Origin of the sequence: Colwellia sp. BRX10-1 (assembly GCF_014077545.1) — a bacterium.
Classification (GTDB): Bacteria; Pseudomonadota; Gammaproteobacteria; order Enterobacterales; family Alteromonadaceae; genus Colwellia_A.
This window is the reverse complement of record NZ_JACGWC010000015.1, coordinates 91,412-101,125: the sequence shown is the minus strand read 5'-3', so window position 1 is coordinate 101,125 and position 9,714 is coordinate 91,412. Positions and strand designations below refer to the sequence as shown.

The window sequence follows — 9,714 nt, the reverse complement described above, 5'->3', positions numbered from 1 at the left end:
TGTTTGTTGTTAGGTCGTATACCTCCAGTCGCCGCTATAATGCGGGATATAGAAGGATGATGTCGGTCAAACAATCGAGCTATATCATTAAGCGTACTTCCTTGTTGGTATTTTTCCCACATTAAAGCTCTTTGCTGAGCAGTATAGATAATACGAGTTCTTCTTTTCATAGCTGCGCTCCTTTGTTTAAGGATAGCATTGCATTGACCATTTGAACTCAAGGCAAGATCACGACATTAACCATGAATACACCACAAACGATTAAAGTGTCCGCCAATGATTTAGTGATTATTGATCCTATGAGTAAAGTATTAATAGAAAAGCCTCATATTGCGAAATATCAAGATTTTTTGAAAACAAAAGAAAAGTAGCTTTTAGACTCGCACATACCCCCCTAATACAGTGCAAGGAAGCACTGCTATTACTTTAGCCATTCTTTTTTTCTTAACGCCATCATAAAATGAGCGGACTCTGAAATGGTTAAAGTTGCCAATTAGTGTTGTTAAAAATTAGGCCAATAAGATTAGGTCGATAAATGTAAATATTGTTAAATGAGAATGGAATTAGGTTGCATATTTGTTAAATACTTAAAGATGATGGAAGCGCTTTTAGAAAGAGAGAAAAGTATAGTTTCTCTTATTCAGTTTGTTCGGAGTTTATAGCCAGGTAGCATCAAATCCATTACCATCGAACAAAACATTCCTGTATAATCCTTGCCATTAAGCAACTGCCTAAGCAAACACACTAAAGTTAGCTATAAAGACAGTTAAACCAACATTTATGACGCTGCTCTTCATTAGTAAAAGCACCAGTTACACAATAAGAGTAAGTTGAGACACTATATGACCGTAGAACAATTCGATCCACAAGCAACTAAAAAAAGCAGTAATTCAGCCGAGAGCCAGACAACCACATTAGACATTCCGTCTAAGATGATTGAAGAGCAAAAGAATAGTCAACAGCCCTCTAAAGCGGCTAAAATCGGATTTGTTTCATTGGGCTGCCCAAAAAATCTTGTTGATAGCGAGCGCATCCTTACTCAGCTTCGCACTGAAGGTTACGATGTAACCAATAGCTACGATGATGCAGAATTAGTGATTGTAAATACCTGTGGTTTCATTGATTCAGCCGTTCAAGAGTCTTTAGACACTATTGGTGAAGCACTTGCTGCCAACGGTAAAGTATTGGTTACTGGCTGTTTAGGCGTAAAGAAAGACGAAATCATCGAATTACATCCTAATGTTTTAGGTGTTACGGGACCTCATGCTTACGATGAAGTGTTAACACAAGTGCACAAACATGTAGCCAAGCCTGTTCATAACCCTTTTATTGATTTAGTGCCGCCACAAGGCGTTAAACTTACCCCTAAGCATTACGCGTATTTAAAAATATCAGAAGGGTGTAACCACCGTTGTACGTTCTGTATTATTCCTTCGATGCGAGGCGACTTAGACTCTCGTCCTATTGGCGATGTCTTAGGTGAAGCCAAACGTTTAGTTGATGCTGGCGTTAAAGAATTGTTAGTTATATCTCAAGATACTTCGGCTTACGGCGTTGATGTTAAACACAAAACTGATTTTTGGGATGGCATGCCGGTTAAGACTCACATGCAGCAGTTATGTGAAGAATTAGCCAAGCGTGGTGTTTGGATCCGTCTACATTATGTTTACCCGTACCCACATGTTGATAAAATTATTCCATTAATGGCTGAAGGTAAAATACTGCCATACTTAGATATTCCTTTTCAGCATGCTAATAAACGTATCTTAAAATTAATGAAACGTCCTGGTAGCTCTGACCGTGTATTAGAACGCATTGCTAAATGGCGTGAGATTTGCCCTGAATTAGTGATTCGTTCAACCTTTATTGTTGGCTTCCCGGGTGAAACAGAAGAAGAATTTGAAGAGTTATTAGAATTCTTAGAAGAAGCGCAATTAGACCGCGTCGGTTGTTTTAAATACTCACCTGTTGAAGGTGCTACGGCTAATGCTTTACCTGATCATAATTCAGACGAAGTAATGGAAGATCGTTTACAACGTTTTATGGCAGTACAAGCGAGAATAAGTAGCGAAAAACTACAAGCACGTATTGGCCAAGAATATTTAATTCTTGTTGATGAAGTAAGTGCCCTTGGTATTGTTGGGCGTTCTTATATGGATGCGCCAGAAGTTGATGGTAAAGTTTATTTGTCTGATGATTATGACGCTAAGCCAGGCGACCTAATGTGGGTACAAATTATTCATGCCGACGAGCATGATGTTTGGGGCGTTCGTGTAGAAGATGAAGAAAGCGAAGAAGCTTAAATCACCTAGGCATAACCCTTAATGTCTCAGTTTTAAATCGCTCTGAAATATAAAGCAATAGCCATAGTGTTATTGCTTTATTTTTTGCCAAAATAACGCTCTTAACATTATATCCGCTATCTTACGGGCTACATATTTCTCCCATCGTTACATCTGCTTTTACACAAAAACCTCTCCTGTTAACCTTTTATTGATGAGTGATGACTTCCATCGGATTGCGCTTTCTTACAATTTTTCACACAACGCTGACATTTGATAGACAAAAAGCCTCAGGAACCGAACGCAATAAGTTTTTATAATACCCCCATAAATTACAAAACATAAACTTTAGGGAACAATTATTATGAAAAAATCACTTATTAGTACGGTATTACTTTTAGCTTCATCGACTGTTTTTGCAGAAACTGAATATCCTACCAATCCAATATTAAGACCTTTAACATTAACTGATGGCACCATTGCCGTCAGTGGTGCCTTAGCGTGGGGAGAAGAGAAGGATGAAAGACACGCAGCGCTAAATTTAAATCTGGGCTACGGGCTGACTGACAATTTAACGATTGGTTTGAATGGTATTAGTTACCGACTTTTAGCTCGCGCTGACAATGAAGCAGGCTTTGAGTTAGCGGTTGGGTTAGGTTTAAGGGGCTTTCAAGAGTCAACCATTAATGGAGATTCGGTTGCTTATGGTACCGACTTAAAGGGTAAGTATGTCTTTGATAAAAACTTAGCTCTAATTTTTTCGTTAGGTTATGTAAAGTGGGATGAAGAGAAGCTACAAAATAAAGATGAATACCGTTACTCTGTTGGTGTGCAAACCCACTTAGCAAAAGATTGGACGGCTAACGTTAACTATACTTATCGAGATTTAAAAGACTTTCAGCAAAAATCCGCTCATGAAGTTAGTCTTGGTGTTAATTATAATTACAGCAAACAGACCGACATTGGGATGTTTGTTGGTTATTCAAGCTTCGATGCCCAAGAAAATGGTTATCAATATGATAATAATTTTGATCGTGTGGCAGGTGTTTACGCTACCTATCGTTTTTAACTAATTGGGTAACTACCCTTGTTAGTCATATGAAAGTGAGTTGAATAGGCTCACTTTTATCATTAAAAACATCTTCTTTTTAATCATCAGTCGTCACTAAGTCATTTTCTCTTTAACACCAACTTGTTACATTCGTTGGCAAGACACAGCTAATATTCGTTGCTACACTGGCCGATATAAATAAGGATAGTATTATGTGTGGTCGGTTGAATACGACGTTTGATAGCGGTGTAAAAAAGCTTTATACCCGCTTAAAAATAAATAAGGTTATCGATAGGCCGATTGATCGTCGCTTTGTTAAAGCTGCAGACACTGTTTCCATTGTGAGGAATGTGGGTGAACAACGCCGAGTAGAAAGTGCTATGTGGTGGTTATTGCTAGATCAAACTGAAAATGACTTTAAACCCTCTCGGTTTACTTCATTTAATACCCGATTTGATAAGCTTAATACTCCCCAAAGTGCAGGTTATCAGGCGTATCGGAGCGCTAGGTGTATCATTGCCGTTAAAGGCTTTGGTGAAACTGAATTTGTCGATAAAAAGCCGGTTCATTACTTTGATATGCAAGCAGAGTCTGGCGGTTTAATATTGGGGGGCTTGTATAGAACATGGCAGCACAATAAAACGGGTGAAATAAAACTCAGTTGCTCGGTGATAACACTGCCCGCACATGAAAAATTAAAACATATCCACAGCAAAGCCATGCCACTGATACTCCCGCAAAATTTATCACTCATAGACAAGTGGTTAGATCCACAATGTGATGAACTTAATCAATTTGAACATTTGTTACATCCGCGTTTGCCTCAGTCTTTGATTGCCCATCAAATTGATAGACCCATGACTCATCAGCCAATTTCTTTGCCGCAAACAATTCCTTATGATTGAAAGTCGATAATACACTAAGTTATCTGAGATAATTGATAGTAGGTGTAAATAGCGTAAAAGGAACAGAAGGTTTTAGCGTAGAAGCACATTTAAAAGCTGGTGTTGTGTGTTTAATAACCGTTTCTTATTTAGACTTAGTTGATGTAATATTTTGAAAAGCCTAAGGTATTATTATTGAGGGGATCAATCTTTAAGAAGGGATAATTACCTTAATTAAAATCGTTTAGAAAGTCTATATCTTGTATACTTCACCAGTTTTCGACTTAAATAATACAATCGTGTTTTAAACTTTTCTAAATCTGGGGGACATGTAAAATGATAGATGTTTTAGCGGTTTTTATAACATTCTTTGCTGTTGTAGATCCAATTGGCACAATACCAGTATTTATAGCTGTAACAGCTCAATATGACCAAAAAACTAAGCGTCGTGTTGCCTTACTCGCCACCATTGTCTCTGCGTGTGTGTTGTTGTTTTTCTTGATTGTTGGTGAAATAGTCTTAACGGCGTTATCCATTCCATTACCCGCATTTCAAATATCTGGAGGGATCGTTTTGTTTCTTTTTGCTCTCAATATGATTTTTGGCGATAGTAAACCCGATGAAGAAATAAAATCATTACAAGATTCCCATAAAGAAACTGCCATATTTCCACTTGCGGTTCCTTCCATTGCAAGCCCCGGAGCCATGCTAGCGGCCGTACTCTTAACTAAAAATTCTGTATATTCACTCTGGGAGCAAACGCAAACTGCATTAGTTATGTTATCTGTCCTAATTTTAGTTTATATCTTAATGTTACTCGCTGGCTTCATTAACCGCATTATAGGGACAAGTGGAGCAAGTGTGATCAGTCGAGTTATGGGACTCATTCTTTCATCTATTGCTATCACGAATATTTTAGCTGGCTTTGGTGATTATTATAAACTGCTATAGGTAGGGGGAAATTAACTCACATTTAGGATGAGTGTCTTGTTAATTTTTATTAAAGGTAAAATGAACAGTTGGCTTTTTCCGCTTGTTGCGGTGTTAGGTGTAAGCGAAATCATCAGCGTTCAACTATTTTAGGCTATTGTTAACATGGACTTTTTTTCTCTAATACTTCTTGTCATAGTTATTCTAATAGTATTATCCATTGTTTGGAGTACGCTGAAAACGGGGATTTCCCCTATGATGAGTTCAAGCAAAGCGTGCAAAACCATGCTTGCTGAAATAGATACGTATGAAAAAGGACCTTTAATTGATCTAGGCTCTGGTTGGGGCACGCTGGTTATAGCTGTTGCCCAAAAACACCCCAATCAGCAAGTTATCGGCTACGAGTTATCTTGGTTTCCGTGGTTGGTTTCAAAAATTTTGAAACACAGTTTACGTTTAGATAACCTTACTCTCTTTCGTAAAGACTTTAAAAACGCTGATCTCAGTACTGCCTCGACCCTAGTTTGTTACCTTTTTCCTGAAGGCATGGTCGCTCTTCAAGAAAAGTTAGTAGATGAAGTCTTTAATAAGGTTACTATTGTGAGTAACACCTTCGCCTTACCTTTATGTCAACCAACAAGAGTCATCAGGCTTAGAGACTTCTATCAAACACCTATTTACGTATACCATTGGCAACCAAAATGAGCTTTGGCTTTATTAAGGCGTAATGACGATATACTATATTCTAAATTTCAGTATCTAGCTGACAAGCCACTCAATAATGAAAATTAACAATTGGCTGTTTTTATTTCGTTCAACATTTCAGTAAACTTTTAACCTCTCCTTATTGGAGTGTAGCTAAATAGTATTAGTGTGTTTTACCTTTGGAGAATAAATGAAAAATGGATTTATGGGCGTTTTTGATATTGCGTCAGTAACAAAGACTTTAGCTCTTTGTATTCTAAGTATCGGCTCATATTTGATATATAAGCTCTACCTGTTGTCTAAGCAAATTAATAAACATACAGCGTTAAAAATATCTAAGACTTTTATTTTTATCACTATATTTTTATATATTATTTCGTTTGGCACTCTAATTCACGCACTAGTAAACTGGCAAGAGCCTGGTATTTTAAATTTCACCTTAGGTTTTCATATTATCTCATCTATTTTCGATATCACCTGGATAATTATGGTGCGTAATCGTATTAATCTAATTGCAGGCGCTAATAAAGGAGACAAACTTTGGTTAAACCCGTTTATTACATCGTTGTTACATGTGGTTTATATGCAACATAAAATAAATCAAGGCTTGGCTAAAAACGCTACTGAGTATCAACGTTGAAGAGCGACCAAATAGCGTTGCAAAACTAATCAGAATCAACTGTAGAACTAGACGAGTTAATATCTGCAGTTGAAGTCATAATAAACGTAGACTTCTTCATTATTATTAGTGTGATATTGTTTTTATTAGGTATTATTCTAATTTTTATAGATATAATGAAACACAGTTATAATAAGTTGTTAGCTTAATAAGGGCAGTTAATGGGTGTAGGTGTTAAAAAGTTAGCAGAAGATGATTGTTATTTTACCAGTAAAATCGTTTTATTCGGCGTTGTTGTATTATGTGCACTTTTTGGGCTTGGTCTAAGTCTATTGGTTAGTTTAGTTCTACTTGAGCCATCAACAGGGCAGTGGGCTAATTTATTAAGTTCTATTATTTTCCCTGTACTCGCTTCTGGTTATGTTTTGCATTATTACTATAAGCAGGTCTTTACTCGCGCTAAGTAATACAACCATAGCTTCAAACTAAACCAATAGCTTATTTGTGTGACTTATATTAATCACAGACGCTAACTTGGGTTTGTTCAAATAAGCTTAAATCTTCGAGAATAAGTTCACGTGCCTTTTCCATCGTAATAGGCGCAAAGCGTACTTTACCGCCTTGAGATAACTGACCTAATTTGGCGGTATCAATGGATATAACTGCACCGATTTTAGGGTAGCCACCAATTGTTTGACGATCATTCATTAATACTATTGGTTGGCCATCGCTAGGAATTTGCACGGCACCATGACAAATACCCTCTGATAAGATGCCGTTAATATCAGAGACAATTTTTTGACCTTCTAAACGATAACCCATCCGATCAAAGCTTTTACCAACGCTATATTCACTTGAAAAAAACAATTTTTGCTGTTCTACACTGAAATGATGTTTCTGATAACTAGGAATAATACGCAGCAGTACTTCTTGGCTATATTTAGGTTGGTCTTCTATAGATAAATTAACTAATTGAGAATCTTTTGTTGTTACACAAGGGAGTATATCGTTCGCGGCTAATTTTTTGCCCTTTAATCCCCCGATACCTTCACGGCAAACGGTTGCAGTGCTGCCAAAACTGGGTGTTATATTAAAACCACCAGCAACAGCAAAATAACTTCGCATACCAAGGTTAGTAAAACCTAGTTCGATTAAGTCACCGGCTTTCACCTGATAACTGCGCCATAACGTTTTTACTTGACCGTTAATGGTTAATGGCATGTCAGCGCCTGTTACGGCAATAACAGCATCTACTTGTGCAATGATGGCAAAACCACCAACACTCACTTCAATAGCACTAACATTAAGGGCATTATTACATAAGCGGTTTGCCCAGTGAAAAGCCAGCTTATCAATCGGACCACCATTGGTTAAACCGACATTAAAAGCACCATAACGACCCTCATCTTGAACAAGACTTAATATGCCTGGTCGTTTAACAATAAAACCTAAGTTTATTGCCGGTCTTCTTAAAGAAGCTTTACTTTGACTAATCATATGTTGCACCTAATACACCACCTAGTGCAAAAAAATCATCTTTGGAAATCGCTTTAAATTTAACCCTATCACCTACTTGAACGGGCATTGTTGGCGCTTTATTGGCGTTAAACATTTCAATAGGGCAAAGACCAATAATATTCCAACCGCCAGGAGAAGTACTTGGATAAACAGCTGTTTGCCTGTCAGCAATACCAACAGCCCCTTTAGGCACTTTTATACGAGGAGTGCTTAATCTAGGCATCGCAATACGCTGATCAACTTCGCCTAAATAAGCAAAGCCCGGCGCAAAGCCAATAGCATATACGTTATATTCTTGTTGCTGATGTAGGGTAATTATTTGCTCTATGGTTAAATCTTTAGATTTAGCCATAGCCGCTAAATCGGGTCCTGACTCGCTCGAATAATAAACAGGTAATTCGATGAGTGCCCCTTGATTATGATTAATTATTGGTGAGTTTATTAATAGCTTTTGCAATTTGTTAGTGATCTGATGATGGTCGATACTGTGTAAATTAAACATCACTAATATTGAAGCATAAGATGGTATTAAATCAATAATATCATTGCTCATCTCTTGCCTGATCAGCCATTGTGCTTGCTGTACTTTTGCGGCAACTTCATCATTAACGGGTTGGTCAAAATAAAGGATCAAGCTGTTTTCACCGGCAATTTCTATTTTAAATGTTGCTGACATTAACGAATAAGCTCCCTAATAGTGGCTATTGCTTCTACGCCCTCGAGGTTGTCACCGTGCACACACAAGCTGTCTACTTCTAAAGGTAAGCGCTTACCATTAATAGTGATGACACTGCTTTGCTCTTTTAACAGTTTAACTTGTGCGATCATTTTTTCTCTATTATGCACCGCACCTGTTATGTTGCGTGATAACAAGCTGCCATCATCGTTGTAGCATCTGTCAGCAAAGGCTTCAGTGAGTATTTCCACGTTAAATTTTTCTGCTTGAGCGCGATGTTTTTTAATATTTGAGCTTGCTTGTATCATTAGCTTAAGTGGTTTGTGATATTGGGCTATGGCTGAAAGTATCGCCTCGCGCACTTCAATATTAGTCATCATGTCGTTATATAGTGCACCATGAGGTTTTACATAGCTAAGCTCAATATCTAAAGACTGAGCAACGCCATCAATAGCCGCCACCTGATATAAAACTAACGCAATAATTTCTTCTGTGGAGCACTTCATTGAGCGACGACCAAAACCAACTAAATCAGGGTAACTAGGATGAGCGCCAACACTAACGTTGTGCTGCTTAGCTAATTGTAATGTTTTTTGCATGACCAAAGGATCGCCGGCATGGAAGCCACAAGCAATATTTGCTTGATCAATGTGCGGCATTACTTTTGCGTCTGAGCCCATATTCCAAGAGCCAAAACTTTCGCCGAGGTCGCAATTTAACTTCATTTCATTTCCTAAAAATATTACCGTATATGCAGTGAAGAATTATGATTACTTTAACGATACTCTGACCAAGCATCGTTATTTTAAATCTTTAGCATGCTATTAAGTGACAAAGATTAGCCAGCATCTTACTAAATTTTAGGTGTATAAGGCTAATAGTATCTAAATAAGAGAGGCTAGATTACTTAAATCAAATGGCTGAGATAAATATAAAAAGATGTTAATGATACTTTTGGGAGTGTACAACAATAAAATCAATGCAATAAGACACTTGCCAGTTCAATAAATGATCATTTTTGTGTACCTATTGATCCTACATAATTTATT

11 protein-coding genes and 1 pseudogene are annotated in these 9,714 nt (G+C 37.4%); 8 read left to right on the top strand and 4 right to left on the bottom strand.

The annotated features are described in order from the left end of the window. Positions 1–170 (bottom strand): annotated as a pseudogene (locus H4J75_RS20235) (IS30 family transposase); the annotation flags it as partial. A 72-nt stretch (positions 171–242) separates the two neighbouring features. Between H4J75_RS20235 and H4J75_RS20230 the strand changes: the two are divergent. The 8 genes from H4J75_RS20230 (at position 243) to H4J75_RS13125 (ending at position 6,938) form a co-directional block, all read left to right on the top strand. Next, entirely contained in the window at positions 243–371 is a 129-nt protein-coding gene (locus tag H4J75_RS20230) for a hypothetical protein (protein WP_259366401.1), read from the top strand. Between the two features lie 471 nt (positions 372–842). Further along, positions 843–2,303: a 30S ribosomal protein S12 methylthiotransferase RimO gene (rimO, locus tag H4J75_RS13155; RefSeq protein ID WP_182222396.1), complete on the top strand. Its 1,461-nt coding sequence runs from the start codon at positions 843–845 to the stop codon at positions 2,301–2,303. 343 nt (positions 2,304–2,646) lie between these two features. Next, a complete protein-coding gene (locus tag H4J75_RS13150; RefSeq protein WP_182222395.1) occupies positions 2,647–3,351 on the top strand; it encodes a porin in 705 nt (234 codons plus the stop codon). Between the two features lie 194 nt (positions 3,352–3,545). Next, entirely contained in the window at positions 3,546–4,238 is a 693-nt protein-coding gene (locus tag H4J75_RS13145; protein WP_182222394.1) for an SOS response-associated peptidase family protein, read from the top strand. Between the two features lie 315 nt (positions 4,239–4,553). Further along, positions 4,554–5,168: a MarC family protein gene (locus H4J75_RS13140; protein WP_182222393.1), complete on the top strand. Its 615-nt coding sequence runs from the start codon at positions 4,554–4,556 to the stop codon at positions 5,166–5,168. 234 nt (positions 5,169–5,402) lie between these two features. Next, the gene (locus H4J75_RS13135; protein ID WP_310733698.1) at positions 5,403–5,852 is read left to right on the top strand and encodes a methyltransferase; all 450 of its coding nucleotides are present in this window, start codon (positions 5,403–5,405) and stop codon (positions 5,850–5,852) included. Between the two features lie 190 nt (positions 5,853–6,042). Further along, the gene (locus tag H4J75_RS13130) at positions 6,043–6,492 is read left to right on the top strand and encodes a hypothetical protein (RefSeq protein ID WP_182222391.1); all 450 of its coding nucleotides are present in this window, start codon (positions 6,043–6,045) and stop codon (positions 6,490–6,492) included. A 200-nt stretch (positions 6,493–6,692) separates the two neighbouring features. After that, the gene (locus H4J75_RS13125) at positions 6,693–6,938 is read left to right on the top strand and encodes a hypothetical protein (RefSeq protein WP_182216598.1); all 246 of its coding nucleotides are present in this window, start codon (positions 6,693–6,695) and stop codon (positions 6,936–6,938) included. Between the two features lie 49 nt (positions 6,939–6,987). Here H4J75_RS13125 and H4J75_RS13120 read toward each other — a convergent pair whose 3' ends face one another. The 3 genes from H4J75_RS13120 to H4J75_RS13110 are packed head-to-tail and all read right to left on the bottom strand — an operon-like array spanning position 6,988 to position 9,390. Continuing rightward, positions 6,988–7,968 carry a biotin-dependent carboxyltransferase family protein gene (locus H4J75_RS13120; RefSeq protein WP_182222390.1) on the bottom strand — a complete coding sequence of 327 codons (981 nt, stop codon included), beginning with the start codon at positions 7,966–7,968 and terminating at the stop codon, positions 6,988–6,990. Further along, on the bottom strand, positions 7,961–8,665 hold the full coding sequence (gene pxpB / locus H4J75_RS13115) for a 5-oxoprolinase subunit PxpB (RefSeq protein ID WP_182222389.1): 705 nt from the start codon (positions 8,663–8,665) through the stop codon (positions 7,961–7,963). The genes H4J75_RS13120 and pxpB overlap by 8 nt, the downstream gene beginning before the upstream one ends. After that, complete coding sequence (locus tag H4J75_RS13110) at positions 8,665–9,390, bottom strand: 5-oxoprolinase subunit PxpA (protein WP_182222388.1); 726 nt, start codon at positions 9,388–9,390, stop codon at positions 8,665–8,667. Before H4J75_RS13110 ends, pxpB begins: the two co-directional genes overlap by 1 nt. Positions 9,391–9,714: the final 324 nt, after the last annotated feature.